At 63.1% G+C, this 15735-nt stretch carries 16 protein-coding genes and 1 pseudogene; 12 read left to right on the forward strand and 5 right to left on the reverse strand.

Annotation, left to right across the window (positions count from 1 at the left end; all coding sequences use genetic code 11):
• Positions 1-203: 203 nt before the first annotated feature.
• Positions 204-1752: pseudogene (locus ACVILI_RS13910) on the forward strand (helicase HerA-like C-terminal domain-containing protein).
• 37 nt (positions 1753-1789) lie between these two features.
• On the opposite strand, the gene ACVILI_RS13915 reads toward ACVILI_RS13910, so the two are convergent.
• Positions 1790-2827: a LacI family DNA-binding transcriptional regulator gene (locus ACVILI_RS13915; protein ID WP_038645533.1), complete on the reverse strand. Its 1038-nt coding sequence runs from the start codon at positions 2825-2827 to the stop codon at positions 1790-1792.
• 287 nt (positions 2828-3114) lie between these two features.
• On the opposite strand from ACVILI_RS13915, the gene ACVILI_RS13920 reads away from it, so the two are divergent.
• The 7 genes from ACVILI_RS13920 to ACVILI_RS13950 all read left to right on the forward strand — a co-directional run bounded on the left by ACVILI_RS13920 (position 3115) and on the right by ACVILI_RS13950 (position 9214).
• Complete coding sequence (locus tag ACVILI_RS13920) at positions 3115-4122, forward strand: sterol desaturase family protein (RefSeq protein WP_038645535.1); 1008 nt, start codon at positions 3115-3117, stop codon at positions 4120-4122.
• Between the two features lie 110 nt (positions 4123-4232).
• Positions 4233-5213: a sugar ABC transporter substrate-binding protein gene (locus tag ACVILI_RS13925; RefSeq protein WP_019857097.1), complete on the forward strand. Its 981-nt coding sequence runs from the start codon at positions 4233-4235 to the stop codon at positions 5211-5213.
• Between the two features lie 152 nt (positions 5214-5365).
• Entirely contained in the window at positions 5366-6370 is a 1005-nt protein-coding gene (locus ACVILI_RS13930) for an ABC transporter permease (protein WP_038645537.1), read from the forward strand.
• The gene (locus ACVILI_RS13935) at positions 6367-7191 is read left to right on the forward strand and encodes an ATP-binding cassette domain-containing protein (protein WP_019857099.1); all 825 of its coding nucleotides are present in this window, start codon (positions 6367-6369) and stop codon (positions 7189-7191) included. Before ACVILI_RS13930 ends, ACVILI_RS13935 begins: the two co-directional genes overlap by 4 nt.
• A 105-nt stretch (positions 7192-7296) precedes the next feature.
• Positions 7297-7608 (forward strand): MocE family 2Fe-2S type ferredoxin, encoded by a 312-nt coding sequence (locus ACVILI_RS13940; RefSeq protein WP_038645539.1) that lies wholly within the window; start codon positions 7297-7299, stop codon positions 7606-7608.
• Between the two features lies 1 nt (position 7609).
• Positions 7610-8392, forward strand: coding sequence for a hydroxypyruvate isomerase family protein (locus ACVILI_RS13945; protein WP_038645542.1), 783 nt, complete (start codon positions 7610-7612; stop codon positions 8390-8392).
• 9 nt (positions 8393-8401) lie between these two features.
• The gene (locus tag ACVILI_RS13950) at positions 8402-9214 is read left to right on the forward strand and encodes a 3-methyl-2-oxobutanoate hydroxymethyltransferase (RefSeq protein ID WP_038645545.1); all 813 of its coding nucleotides are present in this window, start codon (positions 8402-8404) and stop codon (positions 9212-9214) included.
• Between the two features lie 85 nt (positions 9215-9299).
• Here ACVILI_RS13950 and ACVILI_RS13955 read toward each other — a convergent pair whose 3' ends face one another.
• Both ACVILI_RS13955 and ACVILI_RS13960 read right to left on the reverse strand, forming a co-directional pair.
• Positions 9300-10130 (reverse strand): L,D-transpeptidase, encoded by an 831-nt coding sequence (locus ACVILI_RS13955; RefSeq protein WP_019857103.1) that lies wholly within the window; start codon positions 10128-10130, stop codon positions 9300-9302.
• 174 nt (positions 10131-10304) lie between these two features.
• Positions 10305-10964 carry a haloacid dehalogenase type II gene (locus tag ACVILI_RS13960; protein ID WP_019857104.1) on the reverse strand — a complete coding sequence of 220 codons (660 nt, stop codon included), beginning with the start codon at positions 10962-10964 and terminating at the stop codon, positions 10305-10307.
• 154 nt (positions 10965-11118) lie between these two features.
• Between ACVILI_RS13960 and ACVILI_RS13965 the strand changes: the two genes are divergently transcribed.
• The 4 genes from ACVILI_RS13965 (at position 11119) to ACVILI_RS13980 (ending at position 14335) form a co-directional block, all read left to right on the forward strand.
• Positions 11119-11997, forward strand: a complete 879-nt coding sequence (locus tag ACVILI_RS13965; RefSeq protein WP_019857105.1) for a branched-chain amino acid aminotransferase — start codon at positions 11119-11121, stop codon at positions 11995-11997.
• A 178-nt stretch (positions 11998-12175) separates the two neighbouring features.
• Positions 12176-12775 carry a superoxide dismutase gene (locus ACVILI_RS13970; protein WP_019857106.1) on the forward strand — a complete coding sequence of 200 codons (600 nt, stop codon included), beginning with the start codon at positions 12176-12178 and terminating at the stop codon, positions 12773-12775.
• Positions 12776-12937: 162 nt separating this feature from the next.
• Entirely contained in the window at positions 12938-13375 is a 438-nt protein-coding gene (locus tag ACVILI_RS13975; protein WP_038645548.1) for a c-type cytochrome, read from the forward strand.
• 9 nt (positions 13376-13384) lie between these two features.
• Complete coding sequence (locus ACVILI_RS13980) at positions 13385-14335, forward strand: cytochrome c (protein ID WP_038645550.1); 951 nt, start codon at positions 13385-13387, stop codon at positions 14333-14335.
• A gap of 10 nt (positions 14336-14345) precedes the next feature.
• Here the strand turns inward: ACVILI_RS13980 and ACVILI_RS13985 are convergent, their stop codons facing one another.
• Both ACVILI_RS13985 and ACVILI_RS13990 read right to left on the reverse strand, forming a co-directional pair.
• Entirely contained in the window at positions 14346-15137 is a 792-nt protein-coding gene (locus ACVILI_RS13985; protein WP_051726757.1) for a serine hydrolase domain-containing protein, read from the reverse strand.
• Entirely contained in the window at positions 15124-15687 is a 564-nt protein-coding gene (locus ACVILI_RS13990) for a hypothetical protein (protein ID WP_038645553.1), read from the reverse strand. The genes ACVILI_RS13985 and ACVILI_RS13990 overlap by 14 nt, the downstream gene beginning before the upstream one ends.
• Positions 15688-15735 lie beyond the last annotated feature (48 nt).

A 15735-nucleotide genomic window follows, 5' to 3' on the forward strand; every position in this document is an offset into this window, starting at 1 on the left:
ATAGGTCGGCTTGCATGGACGAACCATGAACGATTGCCAAACACCAGCAAAATCCGCAAGTTCCAAAATCCGATTTCGACGACAGGCCTGATTGGGACGATTGGCCCCGCTCTGGACAATTGGCATTGTCGCTGTGCGACAGCCTCACTATACCTTCGGGCAAAGGCTGGCTTTTGACTTATCAGTTTGCGGAGACCGGATATATGGCTGACGACACCAGTATTTTCATCGGCGCCAGCCGCAAGCCCGACGACAGCTATCAGCGCCCCGAGCAGTTGCTGCTGCAATATGGGAATCGCCATGGCCTGGTGACCGGTGCCACCGGCACCGGCAAGACCGTCACCTTGCAGATCCTGGCTGAAGGTTTTTCGAATGCCGGCGTTCCGGTGTTTTGCGCCGACATCAAGGGCGACCTGTCCGGTATCGCGATGATGGGCACGGCGCAGGATTTCCTGGTCAAGCGGGCCGCGCAGGTCAAGCTCGACCCTTACGACTTCCAGGAATTCCCCGTCATCTTCTGGGACCTGTTCGGAGAGCAGGGGCATCCCATCCGCGCGACCATTTCTGAAATGGGACCGCTTCTCCTGTCGCGGCTGATGAACCTGACCGACGCGCAGGAGGGCATCATGAACATTGCCTTCCGCATTGCCGACGAGGAGGGGCCTGCTGCTTCTCGATCTCAAGGACCTGCAGGCTTTGCTTGCCAACATCGCCGAGCGCGCCGAGGAGATCAGCGCGCGCTACGGCAATGTCACCAAGCCATCGGTGGGTGCCATCCAGCGCACGCTGCTGGTACTGGAGCAACAGGGCGCGGCCAACTTCTTCGGCGAGCCGGCTCTGCGCATCTCCGACATCATGCGCACCACGCGTGACGGCCGAGGCGCCGTCAGCGTGCTGGCCGCCGACAAGCTGATGATGAATCCGCGCCTCTACGCGACCTTCCTGCTTTGGCTTATGTCGGAGCTGTTCGAGGAACTGCCCGAGGTCGGAGATCCCGACCAGCCGAAGCTGGTGTTCTTCTTCGACGAGGCGCATTTGCTGTTTGACGAGGCGCCGAAGGTGCTGATCGACCGCGTCGAGCAGGTGGTCCGCCTGATCCGCTCGAAAGGCGTCGGCGTCTATTTCGTCACGCAGAACCCCCTGGATATTCCGGAAAAGGTCTTGGCCCAGCTCGGCAACCGCGTCCAGCACGCGCTGCGCGCCTATACGCCGCGTGAGCAGCAGGCGGTTCGGACAGCGGCGGAAACGTTCCGCCCCAATCCCGATTTCGACTGCGCCACCACCATCACCCAGCTCGCCACCGGTGAGGCGCTGGTCTCGACGCTGGAGGCCAAGGGCGTGCCGTCCATGGTGCAGCGTACGCTGATCCGGCCGCCATCCTCGCGGCTTGGACCCATAACCCCCGCCGAGCGGCAAAAGCTGATCGCGGAAAGTCCGGTCACTGGCCAGTACGACCAGGTCATCGACCGCGATTCGGCTTTCGAGATGCTGCAGAAAAAGGCCAAGGACGCACAGGACGCCGAGCAGCAGGCGCAGCAGGCAGGCACAGGCGGCTCGCGCTGGACCATACCGGGCTTCGGCAATGACGATCCCGCACCGCCGTCCGGTGGCCGCCGCGCGCCGGCGCCGCGCCCTTCCAATCGCCAGACTGTGGCCGAGGCCGCGATCAAGTCCGTGGTGCGCTCGGTCGGCTCGTCGGTCGGACGCGCCATCGTGCGCGGGATCCTGGGGAGCCTGTCGAGAGGCCGCTGAGCCGCGCCAGGGCCGGTAGCAAGTCGGGCGCAACCTGCTAGATGTTTTCGCGGGTGTAGATCTCGAAGGGCAGGATGTTTGTAAAATTCCCGCCTTCGTTCGGTGTTGAGACAGCGCGGATCATGCCGGCCAAGGTCTCTTGCGCAATGCGGGCGAGGGGGTGCGAGATGATGAAGGTCAGGGTGCCGTCGAGCAGCGCCGGGCGGGTCGACTCCATCAGTTCATAGCCGACAACAACGAGGCTTCCGGCCCTGCCGGTGGAGCGTAGGGCCGCAATAGTGCCGGTGATGCCACCCCCGGCGACATAAAGCCCAGACAGGTCCGGATTTTCGTTCAGCAGCTTTTCGGTCATCTCCTGCGCAATGGCGCTGGATTCGAAAGTCAGCAGCGGCTCGAGCAGCGTGAAGCCAGGCGCGTGCTCGCGAAAATAGGAGCGAAAGCCACTCTCGTTCATCTCCTGGCAGCGATAGCGGTGGTTGCCGACAAGGATGCCGAGCTTGCCGGGTGCGCGGCAGACATGCTCGAACACCCAGGCCGCGGTGCGCCCGACTTTCCAATTGTCCAGTCCGATATAGCGCACATGCCCGGTCGCCGAAATCTGCGAGATCAGCGCAAAGACCGGCACGTTGCGGGCATGCAATGTGTCCACCGCCTGGGTGACGAGGGGATGAACCGCGGCGACGACGCCAACGGCGTCGCATTCGGCGCCGAGCGCCAGCATCCGCGATGCGACATTCTGCGGTGACAGATCGTCCAGAAACTCCGTGCGCAGTTCGATCTCGCAATCGGGCACCGCTTCGGTTGCCAGGCGCAGCGCCTCGGCCATGTTGCGGTAGAAGGCGCGGCCGGGCTGGTGCAGCAGGAAACCGAACCGGTAGCGCGGCCGGGCGGCCGCCACGCGGCTGCGCAGCGCGCCCATGCCGTAGAAACCGATTTGCTCGGCCGCCAGCCGGACACGCTCTCGCATGCCCTGGCGAACGGCGCCCGAGCCGCTCAGCACCCGGTTGACGGTGGCCACCGAAACATTCGCCTCGGCGGCTACATCCTTGATCGTTGGCCGCTTGCCCTGATCCATTTTATCTCATCAGCCTGTCACATCTGATACAAAAATATCATTGTCCATGCGAGATTGATATGAATGACACAATCAACTTGGAACAAACATTCTATTCTTGATTCATTTTGGATCAAGATGTTTATCTCGTCAAAAGCAAGCAAGGCGGACGCACCGCCAGCCCAGGGATAGCAGCAGCACAGCGCAGACAGGTTTTTCGCCCACCGCTCTCAAACGGTGTGAGGCAGCGCGCGCGTGCGGCCCATCTCAAGGCGTTGCGGGTGCGGCATTGCGGGTGGAGAAATTGCATGGACGATCTCAAATACGGCGTGCGCGACAAGCGCGGCGACTGGAAGCCGAACGGACGCATCGAGGGCGCGCCGTTATGGAACTGGCCGCCCAGGCTGCCGAAGATCCTGGCGTGGTTGCCGGGCTACATCTGGCCGTGGAATGCCTTCCACATGGTCACGGCGCTGCTCTACTGGTTCTATATCGTCCCCGGCGTAGAGACGATGAAGACGATCAGCTGGGGCTGGACACTGTGGCTCTATGCCGTCAATGCGGCGGCGATCCTCGTCTTCTACGGCATCTTCGAGCTGCGCTACTACATCAAGCGCGCCCAGGCGACACGCTTCAAGTACAACCACAAATTCCCAGCCGATGCGCCCTCCGACGTCTTCTGGTTCCAGAGCCAGAACCTCGACAATTTCCTGCGCTCGTTCTTCATCACCATTCCGCTATGGACCGTGGTCGAAGTCATCTTTCTTTGGTGCTTTGCCAATGGCTACGTGCCGTGGGTCGGCTGGCAGGATCATCCGGTGTACCTCGCCGCACTGGTGCTCATCGCGCCGGCCATCCACGAGGTGCATTTCTTCTTCATCCACCGCCTGATCCACTGGGGACCGCTTTATCGCTGGATCCATTCGGTCCATCACAATTCGATCAACCCCTCGCCCTGGTCGTCGCTGTCGATGCATCCGGTGGAAGGGTTTCTTTATCACGCGGTCGCCTTCTGGCACTTGATCATCCCGTCCAATCCGATCGTCGCGCTGTTCCAGCTGCATGTTGCCGGCTTCGGGGCCGTCAATGGCCATCTCGGCTTCGACAAGCTCGAGGTGACCGAGGAGACGGCCGTCAACAGCCATGCCTACACGCACTACCTGCACCACAAATATTTCGAGGTGAACTATGGCGGCGACGGGCTGATCCCGCTCGATAGGTGGTTCGGCACCTGGCACGACGGCACAAGGGAGGGCGAAGCCATGATGGACGCCCGCTTCCAGAAAAAGAAGGAACGCATGAACGCCAGGGCGTGAGCAACGCCGAGGCGAGCATTCGTGACGCGCAATCGGGAGAGAGGCGCGCATGGAGCGACGAAGCAGCTGTTTTTCTAATCCGTCTGACGACGGCAACCGGGAGGAATGAAATGAAAACAATCACGAAACTGCTGACGGCAATCATGCTTGCGGGCGTGGCGGCGACATCGGCCACGTCGGCAATGGCCGACGGGGCGAAGATCTTCGTCATCGGCGGCAAGGCGGACGACCCGTTCTGGTCGAAGGTCAAGAAGGGCGCCGACGATGCCGGTAAGGTCGCTGAACTGACTGGGGGTTCGGTGACCTGGCTCGGTCCGCAGAACTACGACAATCTCGGCCCCGACGCGGCCAAGCTGATCCGCACCGCGCTCAGCCAGAAGCCGAGCGCCATTGTCGGCCCCGACTGGGTGCCGGAGGCCATGGACGACGCCTTCAAGGAGGTCGTTGCCGCCGGAGTTCCGCTCATCATCTACAATTCCGGTGGCATGGACGCGGCCAAGCGGCTCGGCGCCATGAACTATGTCGGCAATGAAGAATACGCCGCAGGTCTAGGCGGCGGCACCTACTACGGCAGCCATGGTTCCAAGAACGTGCTGTGCGTCAATACTTTGCCGGGTGCCACCAACACCGAAGACCGCTGCAAGGGCATTGCCGACGCCATTGCCAAGAGCGGCGGCAAATCGACCCAATTGCCGCTGCCCTCGTCCAGCTTCGGCAACCCGACCGCGGTCGCCGAGGCGATCAAGGCGGCCGTGCTGAAGGACAACACCATCGACGGCGTCATCACCATCAGCGCCGGCGATGCCAACAGCGCAGCCAACGCCATCAGCCAGGCCAATGCCGGCGACAAGGTGAAGCTCGCTTCCTTCGACATGGATGAGACCGGCCTGCAGCGCATCAAGGCCGGCACGCAGATGTTCGCGGTCGACCAGCAGCCTTATCTGCAGGGCTATCTCGCGGTCTCGCTGCTGAACGGCTTCGCCAACTATGGGCTGGACCTGCCGACCAAGCCGGTGCTGACCGGACCGGGGATCGTCGACGCTGCCAATGTCGACGCGACAATGGCTGGTGCCGCAGCCGGCGCTCGCTAGCTTGCGCGGATTGGTGTCCGGCCCATCCGAGGGCCGGACATCTGCCCCGCGCCAGGCTCTCCATTGTTCAAGCCAGGGACATTTCGATGACATCCCAAGCCCACGACCAACTCGCCGCGGCAACTACCGCGCCGCTCTCTCAGCGCTCTTCGATGCCCTCGATCGGCAGTCTCGTACGCCGGCCCGAAGTCGGCTCGCTGATCGGCATGATCGCCGTTCTGGTTTTCTTCTCGATCTTCGGCGGCGCCAACTTCATGTCGTCCGGGGGGGCCGCGAGCTGGCTCAACGTCGCCTCGGAACTCGGCATCATCGCGCTTCCCATCGGGTTGCTGATGATCGCCGGGCATCTCGATCTCTCCGTCGGTTCGATGGTCCCCGCCAGTTCGATGACCACTGCCATCCTGTCGGGCCATTACGGCCTGCCGATCATCGTTGGCGTCCTCGCCGCGCTCGGCCTTGGGCTCGCCGTCGGCTTCGTCAACGGCGTGCTGGTGATTCGCACCAAGGTGCCGTCCTTCGTCGTCACCTTGGCCACGCTGTTCGCGTTGGCCGGCCTGACACTCGGCCTCTCGGTCATCCTGTCCGGCAGCACCAGCGTCGCGCTGAAGAGCGGGCCGATCGCCAAACTCCTGTTCGGCGACTATCTCGGCGGCAAGTTCGAGGTGACGCTGTTCTGGTGGATCGCCGCCATCCTGATCGTCGGCTTCATCCTGAATTTCTCGCGGTTCGGCAACTGGATCCTGGCCATGGGCGGTGACGCCGTCAGCGCTCGCAATGCCGGCATACCGACGGACCGGGTGACCATAGCGCTGTTCATGAGCAGCAGCCTGTGCGCCTCCTTCGTCGGCATGTCGCAGGCCATCCTATACAACAGCGCCCAGGTGGCCGCGGGGCAGTCCTTCATTTTCAATTCGATCATCGCGGTGGTCATCGGCGGCGTGCTGCTCACCGGTGGCTACGGTTCGGTGGTCGGCATCGTGCTCGGCACCCTGACCTTCGCCATCGTCAACCAGGGTATTTTCTACACCGGCTTCGACGCCAACTGGGCGAGCCTGATCATCGGTGTCCTGCTGCTGGCGGCCGTGCTGATGAACAACACCTTCCGCACCATGGCCCTGACCTACGCGCCGCGCACCAAACTGAGTGCACGCCGATGACCACGCCTCTGCTCAGGCTGACTGGAATCAACAAGTCGTTCGGCCCGATCGACGTGCTCCACGACATCTCGCTCGAGGTCTACAGAGGCGAGGTGCTTTGCCTGCTTGGCGACAACGGCGCCGGCAAGTCTACGCTGATCAAGATTCTCTCCGGCGTCCACCGCCCGACATCGGGCACGATGGAAATGGACGGCAGATCGGTCGCCTTCGACACCCCCCGCGATGCCAGTGACCATGGCATCGCCACCGTCCACCAGTTCGGCGGCACGTTCCCGCTGATGAGCATCGGTCGGTCCTTCTTCGTTGGCGCCGAGCCGACGCGGCGCTGGGGGCCGCTCACCATCTACGACCGCAAGCGAGCCAACGAGATCGCCGTCACCGAGATGCGTCAGCTCGGCATCACCCGCATCGACGACGGCGATCGCCTCGTCGGCGGGCTGTCCGGGGGCGAGCGCCAGGCGCTGGCGATCGCACGCGCCGTGCATTTCGGCGCCAGCGTGCTGATCCTCGATGAGCCGACAGCGGCGCTCGGCGTCAAGGAGGCGGCGCATGTGCTGCGCATCGTGCTCCAGGCGCGCCGCAAGGGCATCGCGGTGATCTTCATCACCCACAATGTCGTCCATGCGCTGACCGTCGGCGATCACTTCGCCGTGCTCATCAGAGGCTCCAAGGCCGCCGACTTCCGTAAGGGCGAGAAAAGCCGCGAGGCGATCACCGACCTGATGGCGGGCGGCGAGCAAATGGCCGAGCTCGAAGCCGAGATCGAGAGCTTCTCGGCGGCTGATGACGGGCATGCGCCGCGCGGTGCGAGCCATGTATGATCAGCGAAGGTGCCCATCTCCTCCTCCCCGGCATCTTCCGGTGCGGCCGGCGGGATCCCGCCGGCCGCCTTTTCGACCAACCAAAGAACAGACGGCAAAGTGACAATGGCAAAATGGACTGATGCGTGCGCGACCGATGACATCGACGAAGAGGACGTCATCCGCTTTGATCACGAGGGCCGGACATTCGCCATCTACCACAGCCCCGACGATGCATTCTTTTGCACCGACGGGCTGTGCACGCATGAAAAGGTGCATCTGAGCGATGGGCTGGTTATGGAACACAGGATCGAATGCCCGAAGCACAGCGGCGTGTTCGATTACCGGACCGGCGAAGCGCTGCGCGCACCGGTCTGCGTGAACCTGAAAACCTACAACACGAAGGTCGAGGATGGCCGCGTGTACATCGAGGTCTGACATGTCCGATACCTTCACCCTTGCGGCCTGTGTCGAGATGCTGTGGCGCGACCGGCCGATGGAATGGCGCGTCGAGCGCCTCACCGAGTTGGGCTTCCAGGTCGGCCTCTGGAACTGGCCGGACCATGACCTAGCGATGCTGGAAAGATCCGGCGCGACCTTCTCGATCATGAACGGCTACCTCAGCGGCAGGCTTTCCGATGACGAGGGCGCTGCCGAACTGTTGAAGACGGCGAAGGAGACGGTGGCGGTCGGCAAGCGTCTCGGCGTCGCGCGGCTCAATCTGCACGGCACGGGGCTCGGCGAAGGCGGCCTGCCGGTCACTCCTTGCGAGGCTGTCACCGGTGCCATGTGGCTCAAGGCGCGCGACACGCTGAACCGCATCGCCGACCTCGCCGAGGCGGAAGGCGTGACCTTCACGCTGGAGAATTTGAACCTGCCGGTCGACCATCCCGGCGTGCCGTTTGGACGAGCGGAAGACACGTTAGCGCTAGTGTCTGATGTCAACCGGCCCGGTCTGCGTCTCAACCTCGACCTCTACCATGCGCAGATTGGCGAAGGGAATTTGATCGAGCTGTGCCGCGCCTGCCTGCCTTGGATCGGCGAGGTCCAGGTGGCCGACGTCCCCGGACGCATGGAGCCCGGCAGCGGCGAGATCAATTACCGGGGTATCGCCCATGCGCTGAAGGACATGGGCTACCGCGGGCCGGTGGGCATGGAGGCGTTCGCCTCAGGCGATCCTGAGGCCGCCCTGCAAGCCTTCCGCGAAGCTTTCACCATCTGAGGGAACAAAATGGTCAGCAAAAATACCCGGCCCACCGTCGCCGACATCCGCGCCATGAAGGGCCGCGGGCAGAAGATTTCCATGCTCTACGTCACCTCGCTCGAAGAGGCGGCGGCGGCCGACGCGGCCGGCGTCGACATGCTTTCGATCGAGGGCCGCTTCTTCTCGCCCGAGATGCGCGAGGCGGCCGGCCGCTGCTTCGTGCAGGTCGGGCTTCCCTACGGCCCAGCCGGCAATCTGGTTACGGCGGAGGACTATTTGAAAACCGCCTACCATTTCATGCGCATCGGCGGCGACTGCTTCTACTGCGCCGCCTCGCTCGATATCCAGAAGACGCTGTGCGACAACGCCGTGCCGGTCGTCGCCCATGTCGGCCTGATCCCTTCGCAATGCACCTGGACCGGCGGTTTCAAGGCCGTCGGCAGGACGGCCGAGAGCGCGCGTGCGGTGTGGGATCACGTCAAGCGCCTTGAAACCATCGGCTGCTTCGGCGCCGAGCTGGAAGTGGTGCCGGACCGGATTGCCGAATTGATCACCAGAAGCACGCCGATGATCATGCTTGGCATGGGCGCCGGACCGCATGCCGATGCGCAGTATTTGTTCAGCGAGGACGTACTCGGCCACACCTCAGGCCACAGGCCACGCCACGCCAAGACCTACCGCAACTTCGCCGCCGAGTATGAGCGACTGCAGCGCGAGCGCATCGCCGCCTATCGCGAGTTCATCTCCGATGTGAAGACCGGCACTTATCCCGAGCCGCAGCACGTCGTCTCGATCGCCGACGAAGAACTCGCGGCCTTCAGGGCCCCGCTTGGCCTCTGACGGATACCGCCCTTGAAATCGTTTTAGGCTGCGGCACCGACATGCATGGAAGGAGCGGCGACTGTCCGCCGCTCCTTCGACAAACTCAGAAGATCGCGTTCGTCACTGCCTTGACTGGGCCGAGCAGCACCGATCCGTCCGGCACGCCGGCGTCGATCGGGATGGCCTTGTGGTTGGCCGTCGCTGCCGCCGCCATCGGCTGGCTGGCGTCGCTGGTCACGATGACAGGGGTTTTCGACGGCACGCGGTCGTAGAGGTCGATGATGTCCTGGTTCATCAGGCGCACGCAGCCCGACGACACCGATTTGCCGATCGACTTCCATTCCGGCGAGCCGTGCAGGCGATAGAGCGTGTCCACATTGCCCTGGAAGAGATAGAGCGCGCGGGCACCGAGCGGGTTCTTCAGCCCGCCGGGCATGCCGCCATTGTCGGCGCTGTATGGCTTCAATTCCGGCTGGCGGGCGATCATCTCATCCGGCGGCGTCCATTTCGGCCACTTCTGCTTCCACTGGACGACGGCGTCGCCTGACCATTCGAAGCCGGCGCGGCCGAGGCCGACGCCATAGCGGATGGCCTGGCCACCCGGACGAACCAGATAGAGGAAATGGCCTGTCGTATCGACGACGATCGTTCCGGGCTTCTGCCCGGTCGGATCGGGAACGATCTGGCGTAGGAACTGTGGATCGATCCTGTCGAAGGGGATGGCCGGCAGGTCGAAGCCGCCATCGCTGACAGCCGCGTACATCGACGCATAGTCGGCGAGCGGCGGCTCGACATAGGTTGGCTGCGGAGGCTCGACCGGTCCTGGCCCGGTGGTGGCGCATGCGGAAACCGCGATCGATGCGGCGCCCAATGCTGCGGCGTTGAGGAAGCCGCGACGGCTCAGGCGATAGGATTCGATTTCGGCTATGGACATGGCTGCCTTCTTTAGGACTCAAATTGCAACAAAGCGTGAATACGCTTGCCGCTATGCGGGTGCCTGACAACACCTGAGGTGATAGGCGGTTCCGATTCTGGCCCGAACGTGGACAAACAAAGGCGAAGCTGTGACTGCGCCGCCACTGTTGCGCCAGGGTCACAGCTCGACAGCTCAGGCGGTGACCAGCGCTTCGAGGGTCGGCAGGATCAAGGCCGGCGGAAAGTCCCGGTATTCCTCGGGCTGGTTGGAGCGGTTGATCCACACGGTGCGAAAGCCGAATTTGGTGGCGCCGGCAATGTCCCAGCGATTGGAGGACTGGAAGGACACCGCGCCGGGATAGAGGCGCCAGCCGGTGGCGACCATGTCGTAGACCGCCGGATCGGTCTTGAAGCGCCGCACCGTATCGACCGAATAGATGTCGTCCAGAACATGGTCGAGCGCGGCCGATTTGACCGCCGCTTCCAGCATTTCGGGCGAGCCGTTGGAGAGGATCGCCAGCCTGGCTCCAGAGGCCTTGAGCGCCTTCAGCACGGCCGGTACCTCCGGGTAGCAGTCCAGCCGCCAGTAGGCTTCCAGCAGTTTTGTCCTGAGGCCGGGATCGGCGGAGGGGACCTTGCGCAAGGCGAAGTCGAGCGCCTGTTCGGTCAGTTGCCAGAAATCGGCATAGGCGCCCATCAGCGAGCGCACCCAGGAATATTCGAGCTGCTTGGCGCGCCAGATTTCGGACAGCAACTGGCCGTCCGGGCCGATCCGGTCGGCATGCCGGCGCACGGCGGCGTGCACGTCGAACAATGTGCCGTAGGCGTCGAAAACATAGGCGGCGTATTGCATGGCGACAGTTTTGAGGCGAGGCGGGGCAAGGTGCAAGCCTTGATTGCATCGCGGCCCCGCTGGCCTCAACAAAACTCCCCGATGCCCGTTGACGGCAGCGGCCAAAGCATCATCCAATGTTGTCACACAAGATTGATCGGAATGGGATAACGCGATGACACTGGCGGCAGCGGCGCAATCCGCGACATGGACTTTCGTCGACGGCGACTGGTACGAGGGCAATATCGCCATTCTGGGCCCGCGCAGCCACGCCATGTGGCTCGGCACCAGCGTGTTCGACGGGGCGCGCTGGTTTGAGGGCGTGGCGCCCGACCTCGACCTGCACGCCAGGCGGGTGAACGCCTCGGCGATCGCGCTCGGCCTCAAGCCGAACATGTCGCCCGAACAGATCGTCGGGCTGACCTGGGACGGATTGAAGAAATTCGACGGCAAGACGGCGGTCTATATCAGGCCGATGTACTGGGCCGAGCATGGCGGCTACATGGGCGTGCCGGCCGATCCTGCTTCGACCCGTTTTTGCCTCTGCCTTTATGAATCGCCGATGATCTCGCCGACCGGGTTTTCGGTGACGGTATCGCCGTTCCGGCGCCCGACGATCGAAACCATGCCGACCAACGCCAAGGCCGGGTGCCTCTATCCCAACAATGGCCGCGCCATCCTCGAAGCCAAGATGCGCGGCTTCGATAATGCTTTGGTGTTGGACATGCTGGGCAACGTCGCAGAGACCGGAAGCTCCAACATCTTCCTGGTCAAGGATGGCCACGTGCTGACGCCGGCGCCGAACGGCACCTTCCTGTCCGGCATCACACGCTCGCGCACGATGACGCTGCTGGGCGAGTACGGATTCAAGACGACGGAAAAGACGCTGTCGGTGCGCGATTTCCTCGAAGCGGACGAAATCTTCTCGACCGGCAACCACTCCAAGGTGGTGCCGATCACGCGCATCGAGGATCGCGATCTGCAACCCGGCCCTGTGGCCAAGAAGGCGCGCGAGCTCTATTGGGATTGGGCGCATTCGGCGTCGGCCGGCTGACGCGCCGCTTCGGCCTTTTTGTCGCTGCGCGCTTGGCCGCAGGAAAACCGTGTGACAGTTTTCCGGAACCCGCTTAGAAAGGGAACCGGCGCTTCACTTCCGGAGTTGTTCCAGCTCAATCCAGTCCTATCTTAATCCGGTATCCATACCGGATTTTTTCCACGAGGGAGTACTACCCATGGCTTTTGAATTGCCCGCTCTGCCCTACGACTATGAGGCCTTGCAGCCTTACATGTCGAAAGAGACGCTGGAATATCACCACGACAAGCATCACAAGGCCTATGTCGACAATGGCAACAAGCTGGCTGCCGAGGCCGGAATGGGTGATCTGTCGGTCGAAGAGGTGGTCAAGCAGTCGTTCGGCAAGAATGCAGGTCTCTTCAACAATGCCGCGCAGCACTACAATCACATCCATTTCTGGAAGTGGATGAAGAAGGGCGGCGGCGGCAACAAGCTGCCGGGCGCGCTGCAGAAGGCCTTCGACAGCGATCTCGGCGGCTACGACAAGTTCAAGGCTGATTTTGTCGCCGCCGGCACGACGCAGTTCGGTTCGGGCTGGGCCTGGGTTTCGGTCAAGGACGGCAAGCTGGCGATCTCGAAGACCCCGAACGGCGAAAACCCGCTCGTTCATGGCGCCTCGCCGATCCTCGGTGTCGACGTCTGGGAACACTCCTATTACATCGACTACCGCAACGCCCGCCCGAAATATCTCGAGGCCTTCGTCGACAGCCTGATCAACTGGGATCATGTGCTGGAACTTTACGAAAAGGCGAAGTGATCGACAGTCAGAAAGGCCCCGGCAATCCCGGGGCCTTTCTTTTTCCGTATCGATATCAGTGGCTGCGAAGGCCCGGAAAAAACCATCCGAGGACAGGGAATATTCCGTCCGCCGCATCCGTTAACGTCGTGTCCCAAATCCCTTCATCACGGAGCCAAATGAATGAGAAAGCTTGTCATCGCCATCTCAATGCTCGCCTTCGCCGGTTCGGCGGCCTTTGCCGATCCGATCATCGACCGGCAGGCTCTGATGAAGGAACGCGGAAAGATCGTCGGCGGCTTGGCGAAAGTTGCCAAGGGCGAGGACTCCTTTGATGCCGCTGCCGTGCTGACGCAGTTGCAGGCGCTGCAGGTGAATGCCGAGAAGTTCGACGTCGACGCTTTGTTCCCGAAAGGCAGCGATGCCGGCGACACCACGGCGGGGCCGAAAATCTGGGAAGACACGGCCGGCTTCAAGGCCGCCGAGGACAAGTATCTCGCCAACGTCAAGGCCGCGGTCGCGGCGGCTCCCGCCGATGTCGACGCGCTGAAAGCGCAAGTCGGCGCCATCGGTTCGGATTGCGGCGCCTGCCATCAGGGTTACAGGATCAAGAAGGGCTGATTGCCTGACATGGCATGGCTGAAGAAGCTGGTCGGCGCGGCCCTCATACTGGGCAGCGTCGGCGCGGCCGGTGGTTGGCTGCTGTCGGCACCGGTCAAGCTGGACGCGACGGCCCTGGCGCAACTCGGGCCGGGCGACGCGACCAAGGGCAAGCGCATTTTCTATGCCGGCGGTTGCACCTCCTGCCACGCGAAGCCCGGTTCGCAGGGCGATGCTCGGCTTCAACTGGTCGGTGGTCTTCAACTCAAGACGCCGTTCGGCACCTTTGTCCCGCCCAACATTTCGCAAGACCCCAAGGACGGCATCGGTGCATGGTCGGTCGAGGACCTTGCCAACGCCATGCTCAAGGGCGTTTCACCGTCCGGCGAGCATTTCTATCCGGCCTTTCCCTACGCGTCCTACGCCCGCATGAAGCCGTCGGACGTTGCCGATCTCTATGCCTTCCTGAAGACGCTGCCCGCCGTCGCCGGCAAGGCGCCGGGCAATTCGCTTGCGTTCCCGTTCAACGTCAGGCGTGGCATCGGCTTGTGGAAGCGCCTCTATCTCAGCGACCAGCCTGTTGTTGCCTTGGCCGATGGCGCGCCCGATCCGGTGGCGTCCGGCCGCTATCTGGTCGAGGGGCCGGGCCACTGCGGCGAATGCCACACGCCGCGTAACTTCGCAGGGGGGACGAAGAAAGGCGAATGGCTGGCGGGGGCCGTGGCGGCCGAGGGCTCGGGCATCGTGCCCAACATCACATCGGGCAAGGGCGGCCTCGCCAACTGGTCCGAAGCCGACATCGCCAACTACCTCGAAACCGGCTTCACGCCCAATTTCGATTCCGTTGGCGGCGCGATGGTCGACGTCCAGCGCAACATGGCCGAACTGACGGCAGGGGACCGGGCTGCGATCGCCGCCTATCTCAAAGCTGTGCCGCCGCACCCGAACGGCTATCCCGCGCGCAAGCAGGCTGCGAATTGAGCGTTCAGGCTCAGACGATCTTTGCCAGTGCGTCGAACAGAGTGAGATTGAAATCCTTGGCGTCGTCGACGATGGCATCGGGTTGTGATGAAAACTTTGCGAGGACCATCTCTGCCCGCGGATCGACATAGAGCCACTGGCCATGAATGCCGAGTGCGAAGAAGGCGCCGTTGCCTGTCTGGTACCATTTGTTGTGGTAACGGCCTTTCGGCAGCCAGCTCGCGGAAGTGCTTTCGGACCAGGCCTTGGAAGAGCCGCCGGTAGTGGTGTCGTTCACCCAGGCCTGCGAGACGATGCGGCGTCCATTGGCGGCGCCGCCCTGCCGCATCATCTCGCCGATGCGCGCGAGATCGCGCGGCGTCATGTTGATGCCGCCGCCCGTGCGCGGCGTGCCGGCTCGATCGACCGTGACATAGGCATCCTGCCTGGCGCCAAGCGGCTGAAACAGGCGCTCCGAAGCAAGATCAGGAAAGCGCCGCCCGGAAGCGCCCTGGATGACGAGGCCCAGAACATCGGAGTTGGGGGAGGCGTAGTGATAGACGCCGCCGTGGTCCCCCCGGCCTTTTTTCAGCCCGGCGATGAAGCCGACGACCGTCTCGGGCTCCTCACCGGGTTCGGAGGGGTCCAGCAGGCCGGCCCGGCGATAGCGCGCGTAGGGGCCGCGCGGATCGTGATAGATCTCCTCGAAATCCAGGCTCACCCGCATGTCGAGGACATCGCAGACCCGCGCATCGCCATCTATGTCACCGGCGCCATTCTGCGCCGGCTCGACCGGGAGATCGGCTCGCTCAATGAGTTCCATCGACGCACCCGGACGACGGCTCTGGTTCGCCAGGCATCATCTCGCCAGCCATCACCTCGGCAATGCATTGAACGAGCAGGGCGGAACTCACAGAATGTTTTACACCGGAGTTGCCGTAGGCGCCGCCGTCATTGCGAAGCGAGAGCGCCTGCAGGGCCCGCACCGTGGCGGTGCGGCGAACCAGAGCCGTCGTCCGGGTGCGCCGATGGAACTCGCTGAGCGAGCCGATCTCCCGGTCGAGCCGGCGTAGAATGGCGCCGGTGACATAGATGGCGACATGGCGATGCGCGCCAATCCCGGCGCGGGTCTCATGCGCTCTGTTCTGCGGCACAACGGCGAACCGATCCTGCGACAGCCACGTCCCTTCGCGCTGGTCTTCGTGCTTGAGCTCGACCGTTCCATGGCTTGGTAGGATGAACATCAGGCAATCGTGCCAGTGCCACGGCATGGCGTAGGCGCCACTGCCGGCCAAAGCCGCTTGCTCCTCGTCGGCCGCAATCAGAAGATCGGCCTCTGCCGTGTCGCGCAGTTGCTCGAATGACCGCAGCATTTTTGGGCTCTAATTTATCAGGACCCAAACTAGCAGCCCAGACAGGGG

The sequence above is a fragment of the Mesorhizobium sp. USDA 4775 genome (assembly GCF_054062655.1).